The following is a 14883-nucleotide window of genomic DNA, read 5'->3' as shown; positions in this document are numbered from 1 at the left end:
TAGAATAAATTGCCTATTACTCAACCCGCAATTTTCCGGCTCCATGATAGCTTCGCAATTCAGGGTTATACATGGCATCGGCGGAAGCAGGACCAAGGATAAAATTGCCCCGCGACACCGCCCGTACCAGGTAGTAAAACGTTTTCGGGGTTTGACCTGCTGAGGTGAAATAGTTGATTCGATCGTCGCGGACATCAAAATGATCGGGGGTACTGGCATCTTTGGCCCAACTCAAATCCCGACCGTCGCCATCTTTTGCCTGACTCACCAACCGTGGGTTCTCGATTTCAAAACCTGCCGGAAGTAAATCGGTGATGACCACGTTGTCAACGGGTAAGCCGGTGCTGCTAGTCAATGTCAGCTTCACCACCACCAGATCATTTTGTTTAAACCGGCTCATGGGGGCACCGTCGCGGGTCAAAAACGCGCGACGAATGGTGAGCCCCCGATCTTCGTCAGGCACACTGCCACTGTTGGGTACGCCCTCACTCTGTCCAAAATAATACAGGCTGCCAGTGCCTTTGGCGGTCAGCGTAAGGGGTTGATTGGTAGGTAGTCGACGCAGCAACAAGTCCTCACCCGTGAAGCTGCCCAAGCTCTTGCCCCCGCCCGTGAGCGTGGCCGTGGCGGTGCTGCCCGCGTTCTGCCGGGCCAACTTGCCCAGCGCCAAAAACGCAAACGCGGCCTCCTGTGTGTTCAGATATGGACTTTGCTGCACCACCGTATTCAGTTGCCGGGCCAGCGTGGGCACCTGCAAATTGTCGGGGTCGGCATCAACTAATGTGCTCAACACCAGGGCAATATTCCGAATGGGTGATGAATAGCTTCCGCCTGTTTGCCGTTCACCGGTCGTCAGCAAATACTGTTTAGGCAGCAGGACGTTACTGTTTTTTTCGTCACCGAGCCGGGCGTAGGCAGTAGCCAGGAGATAACGTTCGTCGGTGGAGAGTAGCTTGTCGGCGGCGTCTTTGTAGTAGCTCATGGCGGCGCGGTTGGGCTTGCCCGCGTTGGCCAGGACATAGAGGCCATAGATGGTAGTGCGGCTGGCTACGCTACGGTCGGTGCGGCCCCCGGTTTCGTCGAAAACAGACTCGCGCTCCAGGGCCGGGTTGCTTGTCAGCGTGGTCAGTCGGTCGATGGCTTTGCTCTGCGATTCAGCCCGCACTTCGAACCCGGCTTTGGCGGCTTCGGTCATAAAGTGGAGGGCATAGGCTGTGGCCCAGGGGTCTTCGGTGTTTTGCCCCGACCAGAGCGTAATGCCGCCGTTGTATAACTGCCGACTGTCGATTTGTCGCAGCGCCGCCCCCACGTTGGTAGCGGGGTTAAAATCCGAATCTCCCTGGCTGACGGTGTACACATTAGCTTTTTGCACCGACCGTGTAAGGTCAGCAAAATACAGTTGCGGGAAGGCTTTCGAGATCGTTTGTTCCGTGCACCCGTAGGGGTACCCCAGCAGATATGTTAGTGTTTTGGCTTGCTGCACCACTGGCGACCGGCTGATCGTGAGGCTATTGCGCGTAGTGCCGGGTAAAAAATTACCAGTGAGCGAGATCGTTTGTGTCCGTCCACCCGCTACCACACCTGCCACAGTAGTCTTTTGCAACGGCGCGGCGGGCCGTACGGTGATGTCGGTGCGCTCCACATAATTTTTGCCCATCGCGTTCACTGTCACCGTAATATGACCCGGCCCTACGCCCCCCGTCGACCGGATGCGGTACGTCACCCGGCTTTCACGGCCAGCGGCAACGGTCAGTTTTTGGGTAGCAGGCGTGGTGGCTCCCGCGTTTGGCGTAGCTACCACAGCCCCCGTCGAATCGGTTACGGTGGGGGAGGGCACAGTGCCGGTGACAACCTCCAATGGCCCACCTACACTGACTGTAGCCGTGAGGCCTGCTGCGTTTCTAGTGGTGTTATTTAGCGTTACGGGCAAGGTAAGCTCATCGCCGGGAGAGAGGAACCGGGGCACGCCTGCGCTGATGACAACCGGGTCGGAGACGATCATATTTTTCTCGGCAGACCCAAACGCGTTATCTTTCCAGGCCACGGCCATCACGCGCAACGAGCCCGAAAACTGCGGAATGTCAACCATAAACTCGGCCTCGCCCGAAAAGCCCGTTTTTAGTATACCGCTCCAAAGTGCCACTAATTGTACACGCTTATTGCTCAGTGGATTAACGCGCTTTTCCAGGTCGTACCCATCCCCGCCAGAACTTGACCGGTTGCGGAACATGAGTTCGGGGTAGAGTAGGGCATAGCCGTCGTAGGCCTGTACTTCCAGGGCGCGTTTTTGGAAAAAGAAGCCGTGCGGGTCGGGCGTTTTGTCGTTTTTGAGTTGCAGAATACCCTCATCAACAACCGCCACGGTTACCTGGGCGTTGCGGGCGGTTTTGACCCGGATGGTCTGTTTTGTCTTGGAGAATGACGTCGCCACGGCCTCAATCGTTACGGGCAACTGCGTGTCGGCGTCTTTGACAATGACGGGCGCAAAACCATGAGCTACAGTAAGCGGCAGGTCGGTGCCGTCCATGGCGCGGATGAGCGTGGCCGTGACATAAACGTTGGGCAGATGGTCTTCTTCTACGGAAAAAGACCACTGCGCGGCTTTGTTTTCTACCGTCAACCACTTCTGTTCCAGTACGTTGTTACGTTCCACCGTCACCAGCATCTTGCCATTGAAGGGTGCTTTAAACAAGACGTTTACCTTGCCACCGGTTTCGTAAGTTGGCTTATCAAATTCCATCAGTACCTGCCCTTCCGTGCTTACCGCAAACGAGGAGGCCGTAGTGCTGCCATAGCCATAGGCATAAAAGTCGGCGGCGGTGTAGCCCAACACACCCATGGCGGCATCGGCAGGTTGGTTAGGGCGCCGCACGCGTACTTCATACTCGCCCGACACCGTGGGAACGTAGTTGAACTGTATGGGTTTGCCCGATAGCTTCAGCACGTTGGTATACACGACTTTCTCGCGACGTTTGGTGTTGTATTTAATGCTGCCGCCCTCTTGTTTCTCCATTACCGTCTGGTAGTCGAACCGGACTACCTGCACCTGCGCCGAGGCGTTCTGAGGTATCCCAGCGGCATTCAGGCCAACTACTTCTACGGCTAGTGGCGTGTTGGTTGTCAGGTAGTTATCGGCCATGCGAATGCCAAAAAGTACGTCCTGCGTTTGCACTTCGAACCGCCGCAGCCGATTGACGGGGCGGCCATTTTCGTCGAAAACGGTGATGAACAATTTGCCGTCCAGCAGCCCCATATCGTGGTAGGTGGCAGGAATGTCGAAGGTTTCGGTAAACTGCCCGGTCCCGTTGGTACGTCCCTGCCGCAGCACTTTCTCGAACGTGCCGGGAGCTGGCTGGCCCGGCACCTGTTGAGCCGACGGGATCGTGAAGGTGTAGTCGGCGTAGCCTTTGGGCGAAAACTCTTTGCGTTTTAATTGCAACTCGGCTTCGTAGGCGCGGTCAGCGGCGGGTGGACCAAACAGGTTTTGCGCCGTGGCCGAGAGCATAATCGTCTGCCCCGATTTGTACCCGTCGCGGTCGGTTTTCACGTCGACTTTGATGCGGTCGGGAATGAACTCTTCAATGCTTAGTGCCTTCGAGGCCAGGAGCGAATTATTGCCGTCGTAGACCTCCACGGTATAGCTGCCCGTTACGGCGGCGGGGTCAACGGGGATATCGGCGGTTACGGCTCCCTGCTCGTTGGTGGTTTGGCGAAGCTGCTGATACTCATTGCCGTTGGGTAGTAAAATCTTGATGACCAATGGAATAGCACCAACATTTTGTGCGGCAGCTTTGCGTAGAATCGTGTTCAGGTGAATCGTTTCGCCGGGGCGGTAGATGTTGCGGTCGCCGTAGATGAACGCGTCGATGCCCGCCGCGCTGTTGCGTTTGCCGTCGACATCAAACCGTGACGTTTCAACCTCGGTATCAGCCAAATACAAAAAATTGAAGTCGCCCAGTTCGGCCTCGCCACCCTGCCGGGCAGTGAGCATGGCAATGGTGAAGCCGGGTGCTTTTTCGGCTACTTTCTCGAACCGTGCAAATCCGTCGCTATCTGTTTTCAGCGTATACACTGTCTGATTGTTGCTGCTCACCAGCGATACCTCCACGCCACTAAGCGCATCGGTGGTCTGAATGGAGTTGGCCCATACCAATATGTCGTCGGCTGACTTCCGCACAATCAGCCCAATGTCCGACACGGATACTAGTTGTGTGGCCGACACGTAGACCTGCTCTTCTGATTGAACCGACACCAGATACGCTCCACGCAAAGGTTTGCCTGTCTGCGTTGGCCCCGCATCCGGAATAGACAGGTTCAAAGCCGATGTACCCCGCACTTTAGGCAAATCACCTGTTTCGACCAGTTTATCGACCAGAATCTGGCTCAGATCCTGACTTTGGTCGTTGCTGTATGCATAGGCGCCATTGGCCTCGCCGCCATCTGTGTACTCTTCGTATCGGAAGTTTTTCAGGTATTGCAGTATGTTGTTTTCATATAAACGGGCAATTCTTACCTGTACTTTGGGCACGTTGGTAATGGTTAGCCCCACGTTGCGCGACCCCTTTGAGGACAGGTACAGGGCCTTTTTCTGAGCGAACTCCAGTCCGGCGGGCATCTGCCCAAAAAATACATCGCGCGAAACGGCTTCGGCCAGTTTCGGACCCAGCACCCCACGCATGGCCGTGGTGAGTGTAAGCACGTAGGTATCGGTTTCGTTGAAATCGCCGCGAATCAGCAGGCCATTTTCGGTCAGCTCGGCAGTGGTCTGCACCGCGGGCTGGATGGTATAATATTGGCTCAGGTTTTCGCTCTGTAACGCCTGCGTGGTAGCTACGCGGATGAACCCCTTCTTTGCCGAATACCCCGTTTGTACATCGCTGATTTCAAGCCGTTTGGGTGTGGGTAGTGTAGTCGTTTGCTCAATAGCGTCCTTGCTTTCGTAGGCCGTGCCCGGCACTTTTAGGCCTTTGTCGAGGTGTACCGAAAGGGGGCTTTCATTGGCCTCAGATGGGGCGTCGGGCAGGGTCACAACCAAGCCCCCGTTAGTACCCGACATAAGTGCAGACCCGGCCTGGCCCGCCTGAATACTACCCGTGATTAGCTTCTGCTTGTCTGACTGTATTTGTAGACGCGTGCTGACCTCGGCGGCGGGTAAGTCGTAGTTAAACACCAGCCGCGATTTAGCCACGGGTTTTCCCCCGTCGCGGTCGCGTGTCCACCAGGTCTCGGTGCTTGCCAGTTGTAAGTAAGGCGTGTGAAAGGCAATCTCCTCGCCCGACACCGACAGCCCTTTGTCGGGTGCTGCCTTAATAATGTTGTTCGTTAGTTCGGCGCGATAGTTCGTAGCCGGGTCGAAGGTGGTTTCGGGCGAAAAGACCAGCTCGCTTGGCGACGTCCACCGGAATTTGCCGGCAATAGCGGGTTTAAAGGTAATGTAGGGTGTTGATTCCCAGTTGCTTGTTGTTGGGCCAACGTTTTTGTTGAACGAGAAAGTGAGGTTCTGAGCCTGTTGAATTTCCTCGCCAAAGTTGCGGCCCGTTACCTGCACGGTATTCGAAAGGTGGGCGCATTGGGTCAGGAGCAGGCACAGCAACACCAGGGAAAGCAAACGGGCGGAGGCAGGAAGGAGCATGGAAGACGATGGGTTAAGACCGACCAATTAACACATAATTCAGAGGCATTTATACACAGGTACTACGTGAGTGACTGAGCGGTGGCCTGTCATGGGCAATAGTCTAGAAATCAAGGAGATTACGTCGGCACAAATCGGCTCTATCTCGGCACTTGATTTGACTTTTCGTGTATGAACACGTAGTTTACTTTGGTAAAAACCTCAAAAACCATATGAAAACTACCTTGCTTTCCATTGCCGCTCTACTCACGGTATCAGCTACTTACGCACAAACTACCTGGAATGCCGACAAAGCCCATTCACGCGTTGGTTTCACCGTAACGCACTTATTACTGTCGGAAGTTGATGGCAACTTCAAAACGTTCGACGCCAAGATGACAGCTAATAAGCCTGATCTCTCCGACGCTGTAATTGACCTCACTGCCGACGTGAGTTCAATTAACACCGAAAATGACCGCCGCGACGGAGATCTGAAGAGCGACAAGTATTTTGATGTGGCCAAATTCCCGACGCTGACCTTCAAGAGTACGTCGTTCCAAAAGGTGGAAGGCAAGAAATACAAGGTGATGGGTAACCTGACTATGCATGGCATTACCAAACCCATTACACTGGATGCCGTACTGACAGGACCCGTCGTGATGGAAAACCCCCGTGGCAAACAGGAAAAGGCCGGATTGAAGATCAACGGCACTATCAAGCGGTCAGATTTCGCAATAGGCACGATCCCCGTGGCTGTTGTGAGCGATGAAGTAGAACTGAAAGCCAACGGCGAATTTGTGAAGCAGGAAGCAACGACTGCTGAGAAGAAGTAGCGATAGTTCGAGACTCGAATTTTCTGCGCAAGGTTGCCATGGGTGGCCTTGCGTTGCCTTTTCTGGCGTGGTAAAGGCGAGTGTAGCGCCGCAGGAACCAGCCATGCCTGCTTGCGAGGAAACTTCGTATGGCGAAGAGGGCCCGTTTCCTACAAAGAAACGGGCCCTCTTTGCAGTTCAGAATATTGTTTCAGACCGGGCAGGTAAGCCCCTGGCTATCCTAATGGAGATTCTGAATGTAAATGACCAATATCGCCCGCTACCGGGTGCGTTTGTCGATATCTGGCACTGCGATGCGGCTGGCAGCTACTCAGAATATGGTGACCCCGGTGGTTTTGGTCTGCCGATGGGTGGCTCAAATGGTCGTCCTCCACCCATGATGAACAGGCTATTTATGTGAAGGCGTAAGAAAGAAGTAGCAGTAAGCAGGGTTGACACCCGAAGCTACTTACACGTCAGCATTGCTTACCGCCACTGCCTACTGCCACTCCTTTCGTATTTTTGCAGCCTTAAATCGGCCTCTGCCGCGCTGACTGCATGATTGCGAAGACGTATTCCCCTCAAGAAATTGAAGCCAAATGGTATCAGTATTGGCTTGATAATAAGCTGTTTACCTCCACCCCCGACGAGCGAGAACCTTACACCATCGTGATTCCGCCGCCCAACGTAACGGGCGTGCTGCACATGGGTCATATGCTCAACAATACCATCCAGGACGTGCTGATTCGCAAGGCGCGGATGGAGGGGAAAAACGCCTGTTGGGTGCCTGGCACCGACCATGCCAGCATTGCTACCGAGGCCAAAGTAGTAGCCATGTTGAAGGAGCGGGGCATTTCGAAAAAAGACCTCAGCCGCGACGAATTTCTGGCCTACGCCTGGGAATGGAAAGAGAAGTACGGCGGTATTATTCTCCAGCAGCTTCGCAAAATCGGCGCCTCCTGCGATTGGGACCGCACCCGCTTCACTATGGACCCTGCTCTCTATGAGTCGGTGATAGACGTTTTTGTAGACCTCTACAACAAAGGTCAGATTTACCGGGGTGTACGCATGGTAAACTGGGACCCTCAGGGCAAAACCGCCGTTTCCGACGAAGAGGTTATCACCAAAGAAGTCCAGCAAAAGCTGTATTACATTAAGTATGAGGTGGTAGAGGGTCAGACTGATTCTATCACCATCGCCACCGTTCGGCCAGAAACCATCATGGCTGATGCTGCCGTGGCCGTGAACCCCAACGACGAGCGGTATAAGCACCTGCACGGCAAGCGGGTACGTATTCCGTTGATTAACAGAGACATACCGGTTATCTTGGACGAATACGTGACGATGGATTTCGGTACGGGTGGCCTGAAAGTTACCCCCGCCCATGACCCTAACGACTATGAGCTTGGCATTAAACACAACCTGCCCGTTATTGACCTCCTGGCCGACGACGGTACGCTAAACGAAAAAGCGCAGATCCTCGTCGGGATGGACCGGTTTGCGGCTCGGAAGGCTATTGTAAAAATGCTGGAGGAAAGCGGCAATCTGGAAAAAACCGAAGAGTACACCTCCAACGTGGGTTTCTCGGAACGCACCAACGCCGTGATTGAGCCAAAGCTGTCGTTGCAGTGGTTTTTGAAAATGGAAGACCTGGCCAAACCAGCCCTGAAGGCGGTTATGGAGGATGTGGTGCAACTGGTGCCGCCCAAATTCAAGAATATGTACCGCTCCTGGATGGAGGCCCCCCGCGACTGGTGCATCAGCCGCCAACTGTGGTGGGGACAGCAAATTCCAGCGTTTTACATGCAGGACGGCACCATCATCGTGGCTAAAAACAAGCGCGAGGCGCTGCGCAAGGTGCAACACGAAAAGCTGCTCTTTGCTATGACCGAAGCCGATCTGACGCAGGATGAAGACGTGCTCGATACCTGGTTTTCGTCGTGGTTGTGGCCCATTTCGGTGTTCGACGGTATCCGCAACCCGGACAACGAAGAGATCAACTACTACTACCCCACCAATGATCTGGTAACGGCCCCCGAAATTCTGTTTTTCTGGGTGGCGCGGATGATCGTTGCCGGCTATGAGTACCGGGGGCAGGAACCGTTCAAAAATGTGTACCTCACCGGTATCGTGCGCGACAAGCAGGGCCGCAAAATGTCGAAGTCGCTGGGTAACTCGCCCGACCCGCTTGACCTCATCGACCAATACGGTGCCGACGGCGTTCGCACGGGCATGCTCTTTAGCTCACCCGCCGGTAATGACCTGCCCTTCGATGAAAAACTCTGCGAACAGGGCCGCAATTTCTGCAACAAGATCTGGAACGCCTACCGGCTGGTAAGCGGCTGGACGGTGAGTGATGAAAAAACTGCGCAACGAACGTTAAATACCCTAAATACTGGATCTGACAACAACTTGTTAGCAACCAATTGGTTTAAGGCCAAGCTGAACGTTACCCTGCTGGAAATCGAAGACCATTTGGGCAAATTCCGTATCTCGGATGCCCTCCAGAGCATCTATAAGCTCATTTGGGATGATTTCTGTTCGCAATACCTTGAGTTGATTAAGCCTGCCTATAACGCCGAGGCTGGTACATCGGAACCGATTGACCGCGAAACGTATGACACCACGATTAATCTCTTCGAGCGGTTAATGGCCCTAGCACACCCATTCATGCCGTTTATCACCGAAGAGATTTGGCAGGAAATCCGGGAGCGCCAACCCGGCGAAAGCCTCTGCGTGGCACCATTCCCAATGGCTCAGTCCTTTGACGCGCAAATACTCTCCGATTTCGAATTGTTGTTCGCAATCATTAGTAACATCCGCAATATTCGGAACACCAAACAGATTGCCCCGAAGGCTAAACTACCGCTCTCTATTCGTACTGAAACGCCCCAACGTTTCGCCGCACTCGAAGGACTGATTACGAAAACGGCGCATACGGCTTCGATCAAATACATACAGCAGGAACCCGACAACGCGACCTCGACCCTTTTTATGAGGGACATAGCCTCGATCAACTACGTACAGGAGAAGCCCGACAACGCCACCTCGTTTCTGATCAAAACAGACGAATTCTACATCGACCTCGCCGACGAGTTGGATGTAGCCGTAGAAATTGCCAACGCTCAAAAAGACCTCGATTATCAAACCGGTTTCCGCGATTCGGTGATGAAAAAGCTGAGTAACGAAAAGTTCGTCGCCAACGCCAAACCCGAAGTAGTTGAACGCGAACGCCAAAAAATCGCCGATGCCGACGCCAAAATCGCCGCCCTGCAAGAGACGTTACGGAAGTTAAGGTCAGACCAATAGACCCTAAGTTTAACGGCACAAAAAAGGCTCAACCTGTGCAGGTTGAGCCTTTTTTGTGAAGACAGACGCTGCTAAGCACCCGCTTCTTTGTTGCCGTACTTCTTACGGAACTTGTCGATACGACCGGCCGTGTCGAGCAGTACGTTCTTACCCGTGTAAAACGGGTGCGACTGCGAACTAACTTCCACCTTTACCAGGGGGTAAGTCTGGCCTTCGTACTCGATAGTGTCTTTGGTTTGAACCGTTGACCGGGTCAAAAATTTGTAGTCGGCCGACAGGTCGTGGAATACCACGTCACGGTACTCCGGGTGAATGCCCTTTTTCATTGTATCTATCTGATTATCTGCCTGATTTCGGTTTCCGACCGAAAAGGACTGCAAAAGTACGACCCTTTTTTGGGTCTGCCAAGCCTCCGTTGCTCATTGTCAGCGATTTAACCATTACCTAACAAAACACCCGAAAATCGGGCGTCCAAGCTGGCATTTTCGACTATTAAATTGCTATTTTGGTATCGTTCCACCAACCTCATCACCAACCTGTCGCACGTGTCCTTTCGTCAATGGGCGTTGCTGTTTTTATGAAATAGTATATTTCTCAGGCCCCGGTTCACGTAGGCTTTTTTGTAAGTGCTTTGGCATCAGCCAACAACCATCATAGTAGGCGTATACGGTACTTTCACTTTTCAACGAAATCGAATTAAGGGCGAACCTTTCGAGCTTAATTACGTCTACTTTAAGAACATACCAGCACCGGGCCTGCAAACAGCTCATGCTATAAGCCAGTGACTATCAATTGGTTATATATAGTTAAGTGTTGCCCATAAACAGTTACAGTAATCCCCATACACCGTCACTTAACAAGTACTAACGCATACGCTAACCCAATCAACACATCATGTATGTAATTAAGCGAGATGGCCGCCGGGAGTCGGTCAAATTTGACAAAATCACGGCCCGTATCGAGAAACTATGCTATGGCCTCGATCCCGCCTACGTGCAACCCGTTGAAGTAGCGATGAAAGTGGTTAACGGCCTCTACGACGGCGTTAACACCACCGAGCTCGACAACCTCGCCGCCGAGACGGCCGCGTCAATGACTACCCGTCACCCCGACTACGCTATTCTGGCAGCGCGGGTGGCTATTTCCAACCTGCACAAGGAAACCAACAAGTCGTTTTCGGGCACGATCAAACGGCTCTACAATTACATTGACCCCAAAACGGGCGAAAATGCGTCGTTGATCTCGAAAGAAGTGTACGAGATTATCCGGGAGAATGCCGCCATCCTCGACTCGACGGTGATTTATGACCGCGATTATGGCTATGACTACTTCGGCTATAAAACACTGGAGAAATCGTACCTCCTGAAAATGGAAGGGCGTATTGCCGAGCGTCCGCAGCACATGCTGATGCGCGTAGCCGTGGGCATTCATATGGACGATATCGACGCGGCCATTGAAACCTATAATCTGTTGAGCGAGAAGTGGTTCACGCACGCTACGCCTACGCTGTTCAACGCCGGTACGCCTAAGCCACAGATGAGTTCGTGCTTCTTGCTGACCATGAAAGATGACAGTATCGAAGGCATTTACGACACGCTGAAACAGACCGCCAAAATCTCGCAGTCGGCGGGGGGCATCGGCCTGAGCATCCACAACATCCGGGCTACGGGCACCTACATCAAAGGCACCAACGGTACCTCAAACGGCATCATTCCAATGTTGCGCGTATTCAACGACACAGCCCGCTACGTAGATCAGGGCGGTGGCAAGCGCAAAGGCTCGTTTGCGGTGTATCTGGAACCCTGGCACGCCGATATTTTCGACTTCCTGCAAATGAAGAAGAACCACGGCAAGGAAGAAAACCGTGCCCGTGACCTCTTCTACGCCCTCTGGACGCCCGATCTGTTTATGAAGCGGGTGGAGGAAAACGATGTATGGAGCCTGTTCTGCCCCCACGAGTGCCCTGGCCTGAGCGACTGCTATGGCGACGAGTTCGAAGCTTTATACACCCGCTATGAGCGCGAGGGCCGCGCCCGCCGCACGGTGAAAGCGCAGGAACTGTGGCTGGAGATTCTGGAGAGTCAAACCGAAACCGGTACGCCCTACATGCTCTATAAAGACGCCGCCAACCGGAAATCGAATCAGAAAAACCTCGGCACGATCAAGTCGAGCAACCTCTGCACCGAGATCATGGAATACACCTCGCCCGACGAAGTGGCGGTGTGTAACCTGGCGAGCCTGGCCCTGCCGAAATTCATTACCAAAGGCAACGACGGCGTACTGCGGTTCGACCATCAGAAGTTGTATGAGGTAACGCAGACGGCCACGCGCAACCTGAACAAGATTATCGACCTCAACTATTACCCCGTTGAAGAAGCCCGCCGCAGCAACATGCGTCACCGGCCCATCGGCTTGGGAGTACAGGGCCTGGCCGACGCGTTTATCATGCTCCGGATGCCGTTTGAAAGCGAGGAAGCCCGCCGCCTGAACGAAGACATCTTCGAGACCATCTACTTCGGGGCTATGACCGCTTCGCTGGAACTGGCTAAAAAACACGGTCCCTACGAAACCTGGAAAGGCTCACCCATCTCGCAGGGGCAATTCCAGTTCGATATGTGGGGCGTTACACCCAAGTCGAATCGTTGGGACTGGGACGGTCTGCGTAAGCAGGTGATGGAGCATGGGGTACGTAACTCACTGCTGCTGGCCCCCATGCCGACCGCTTCAACAAGCCAGATTCTGGGCAATAACGAGTGCTTTGAGCCATACACGAGCAACATCTACACCCGTCGCGTGCTGTCGGGTGAGTTTGTAGTGGTGAACAAGCACCTGCTGCGTGACCTGGTGAAGCTGGGCCTCTGGAACGATGCCATGAAAAACAACCTCATCATTGCCAACGGCTCAATTCAGCAAATTCCGAACATTCCGCAGCACCTAAAAGACCTATACAAAACGGTCTGGGAGATCAAGCAGAAGCACATCATCGACATGGCCGCCGACCGGGGCGCGTACATCTGCCAGTCGCAGTCGCTGAACATCCACTTGCAGGATTCCAACTTCGGCAAGCTGACGTCGATGCACTTCTACGCCTGGAAAGCAGGCCTGAAAACGGGTATGTACTACCTCCGCACCAAAGCCGCCACCGACGCCGTGAAGTTTACCGTGGTGCAGCCGCAAGCCGAAGCGCAACTCCAGCCCGCCCTCGCCGAAACTGCCCCCGTTGAAGTTCCCCTCGACTACGTAGGTTACGCCAAGGAACACGCCGCCCAGGCCGCAGCTTCGGCCCCGCAGGTGTCTGAAGCCGAACTAGCCTACGCTGCCATGCAATGCTCGCTCGACAACCCCGAAGGTTGCGAAATGTGCGGCTCGTAATAAATTGATATAGAATAGATTAAACTCCCGATTCTGGCAACAGGGTCGGGAGTTTAACATAGTAATCAGATCGTATTGACTCAAGGCCTGGGAGGGCGTCCCAAGTGTTTTTTCGACTCTACTGTTGTCTAACTTAGATGGTTGTTGGTAGCATCCATTTTTGTCCACCGGTGGGAAAATTCTCGCCATTGGAGACCTTTAGGTAAGTGGCTTTGTGTCAGTTCAAGGTGGATAACGCGGCGGTTAGCAGAACTGGTGCTTTTCGCAGAGGCATGAACCAGTAAAGGACGCATAACTAATAGCCCCCCTTTGGGTACGTTGCAGATAACGGCTTTCGTTTTGTCTAATGCCTGTATGTCAGGATCAGCCAAGATCCCTTGTTTATGGCTACCGACGAGTACTTTCAATGCGCCGTTAGTTTCATCGCAATCGTCGAGATGAATGCGGACGGTATAGATCTGGTTCAGATAATAAGCTGAAGGCTGCACACTCCACTGCCCATGGCGATTTGTCCAATTCGTCCAGCCGTAGACATTTTCTTGCCGGTCAACGGAAATTTGTAGATCCTGATGCCATGGCACGATCCAGTTAGATCCGGCAGGCTTATTAAAATAGATGCCTTTAACAGCATGATAGTAGTAACCAATCAATTTATCAAGCAGGATGTTAAATGACCCTTGCCAAAGCAATTGAGGCAACGAAGGCACTTCCTGAAGCAAATTTCTAATAGCAAAGACATCCATAGATTGCCGGATGTTTGGGCTGTGCATACTTAACGCATCAATAGTTTTAGCTAGTTCGTTAAGTTGAGAGGTAGAAAAAACGTTTGGAACAATAGTGAAACCCTTTTGTGCCAATTCAGCTTTTGCATGGTCGTTCATACTGCAAGTTTACCACGTAGTTGATAGAATTTACCTCTGTTGTGTAACCTACTCCCATAAACGATACATCTCAAGATATGGTAAAACTGCACGAACGGCTGATCATAAGCCTATCGGGTGAGGAGCGGTTCAAAATGGGTTTGCAGATGGCGGGGTATAGCTGGATACGGCCAAAGGCTGTCCAACAGCTAGCCCATCTGTAGGCTATTCCTATTTTTATGGGTTATCCGGCAATGTACTGGCCCGTTAGTTGCACGACGTCTTAAGGATCGACTATTTTTCCAGTTATCATGCGCTTATTAACTATCCTGTTCACCTTACAATCTTCGCTGACGTTAGCGCAAACGACTTATGATCAGCACATTGAAAAACATCGACAGGCATATCGGGCTGAATTTCTGGCTTCGGGCGGGAGTCCGTTGAAGACACAGGAAGCGGTGTCGCTGTTGCGGTTCTACGCGCCCGATTCAGCCTACCGGGTGGTGGCTACGGTGCTACGAACGCCCAAAGCCAAGCCCATTGCCATGCCCACGCATACGGGCCAAACCAGCGAGCAAGTGTCGTATGCGCAACTCTCATTTGTGCTGAATGGGCAGCCACAAACGTTGGTGGTGTACCGTAGCCTGGCCCTGGCCAACAACCCCCTGTACCGTGACTATTTGTTTCTGCCCTTCAAAGATGGCACCACCGGAGGGGAAACCTACGGCGGTGGCCGCTATCTCGACCTGCGGATGGGGGAGATCAAAAACGATAAACTGGTGCTCGATTTCAATAAGGCTTATAACCCTTACTGTGCTTACGGCGAGGGGTATTCATGTCCCATTCCCCCAGCCAGTAATAAGCTGGCGGTCAGAGTATTGGCTGGTGAGCTAAATTACGGCAGGGTGCATTAACCCCC

The 14883-nt window shown here is 53.1% G+C and carries 8 protein-coding genes; 5 read left to right on the top strand and 3 right to left on the bottom strand.

From position 1 onward, the window contains the following. Window positions 1–16 precede the first annotated feature (16 nt). Window positions 17–5632 carry an alpha-2-macroglobulin family protein gene (locus tag J2I47_RS16860; RefSeq protein WP_207365757.1) on the bottom strand — a complete coding sequence of 1872 codons (5616 nt, stop codon included), beginning with the start codon at window positions 5630–5632 and terminating at the stop codon, window positions 17–19. 212 nt (window positions 5633–5844) lie between these two features. Between J2I47_RS16860 and J2I47_RS16855 the strand changes: the two genes are divergently transcribed. The 3 genes from J2I47_RS16855 to J2I47_RS16845 all read left to right on the top strand — a co-directional run bounded on the left by J2I47_RS16855 (window position 5845) and on the right by J2I47_RS16845 (window position 9732). After that, window positions 5845–6444, top strand: coding sequence for a YceI family protein (locus J2I47_RS16855; protein WP_207365756.1), 600 nt, complete (start codon window positions 5845–5847; stop codon window positions 6442–6444). A gap of 223 nt (window positions 6445–6667) precedes the next feature. Next, window positions 6668–6844, top strand: coding sequence for a hypothetical protein (locus J2I47_RS16850; protein WP_207365755.1), 177 nt, complete (start codon window positions 6668–6670; stop codon window positions 6842–6844). Window positions 6845–6981: 137 nt separating this feature from the next. Continuing rightward, entirely contained in the window at window positions 6982–9732 is a 2751-nt protein-coding gene (locus J2I47_RS16845) for a valine--tRNA ligase (RefSeq protein ID WP_207365754.1), read from the top strand. A 71-nt stretch (window positions 9733–9803) separates the two neighbouring features. Here the strand turns inward: J2I47_RS16845 and J2I47_RS16840 are convergent, their stop codons facing one another. Next, window positions 9804–10058 carry a type B 50S ribosomal protein L31 gene (locus J2I47_RS16840; protein WP_207365753.1) on the bottom strand — a complete coding sequence of 85 codons (255 nt, stop codon included), beginning with the start codon at window positions 10056–10058 and terminating at the stop codon, window positions 9804–9806. Between the two features lie 568 nt (window positions 10059–10626). Between J2I47_RS16840 and J2I47_RS16835 the strand changes: the two genes are divergently transcribed. Then, entirely contained in the window at window positions 10627–13104 is a 2478-nt protein-coding gene (locus J2I47_RS16835; RefSeq protein WP_207365752.1) for a ribonucleoside-diphosphate reductase subunit alpha, read from the top strand. A 128-nt stretch (window positions 13105–13232) separates the two neighbouring features. Here the strand turns inward: J2I47_RS16835 and J2I47_RS16830 are convergent, their stop codons facing one another. Beyond that, the gene (locus tag J2I47_RS16830; RefSeq protein WP_207365751.1) at window positions 13233–13985 is read right to left on the bottom strand and encodes a phytanoyl-CoA dioxygenase family protein; all 753 of its coding nucleotides are present in this window, start codon (window positions 13983–13985) and stop codon (window positions 13233–13235) included. Window positions 13986–14275: 290 nt separating this feature from the next. Here J2I47_RS16830 and J2I47_RS16825 point away from each other — a divergent pair, with 290 nt between their 5' ends. Then, on the top strand, window positions 14276–14878 hold the full coding sequence (locus J2I47_RS16825; RefSeq protein ID WP_207365750.1) for a DUF1684 domain-containing protein: 603 nt from the start codon (window positions 14276–14278) through the stop codon (window positions 14876–14878). The last annotated feature ends 5 nt before the right edge of the window (window positions 14879–14883 follow it).

The sequence above is a fragment of the Fibrella rubiginis genome, from assembly GCF_017353185.1.
In the GTDB taxonomy this organism is placed as follows: Bacteria; Bacteroidota; Bacteroidia; order Cytophagales; family Spirosomataceae; genus Fibrella; species Fibrella rubiginis.
This window is presented reverse-complemented; position numbering and strand designations above follow the sequence as displayed.

Coding starts and splice junctions, on each gene's coding strand:
- J2I47_RS16860 (WP_207365757.1), bottom strand. CDS start 5,632: ATGCTCCTTCCTGCCTCCGCCCGTTTGCTTTCCCTGGTGTTGCTGTGC.
- J2I47_RS16855 (WP_207365756.1), top strand. CDS start 5,845: ATGAAAACTACCTTGCTTTCCATTGCCGCTCTACTCACGGTATCAGCT.
- J2I47_RS16850 (WP_207365755.1), top strand. CDS start 6,668: ATGGAGATTCTGAATGTAAATGACCAATATCGCCCGCTACCGGGTGCG.
- J2I47_RS16845 (WP_207365754.1), top strand. CDS start 6,982: ATGATTGCGAAGACGTATTCCCCTCAAGAAATTGAAGCCAAATGGTAT.
- J2I47_RS16840 (WP_207365753.1), bottom strand. CDS start 10,058: ATGAAAAAGGGCATTCACCCGGAGTACCGTGACGTGGTATTCCACGAC.
- J2I47_RS16835 (WP_207365752.1), top strand. CDS start 10,627: ATGTATGTAATTAAGCGAGATGGCCGCCGGGAGTCGGTCAAATTTGAC.
- J2I47_RS16830 (WP_207365751.1), bottom strand. CDS start 13,985: ATGAACGACCATGCAAAAGCTGAATTGGCACAAAAGGGTTTCACTATT.
- J2I47_RS16825 (WP_207365750.1), top strand. CDS start 14,276: ATGCGCTTATTAACTATCCTGTTCACCTTACAATCTTCGCTGACGTTA.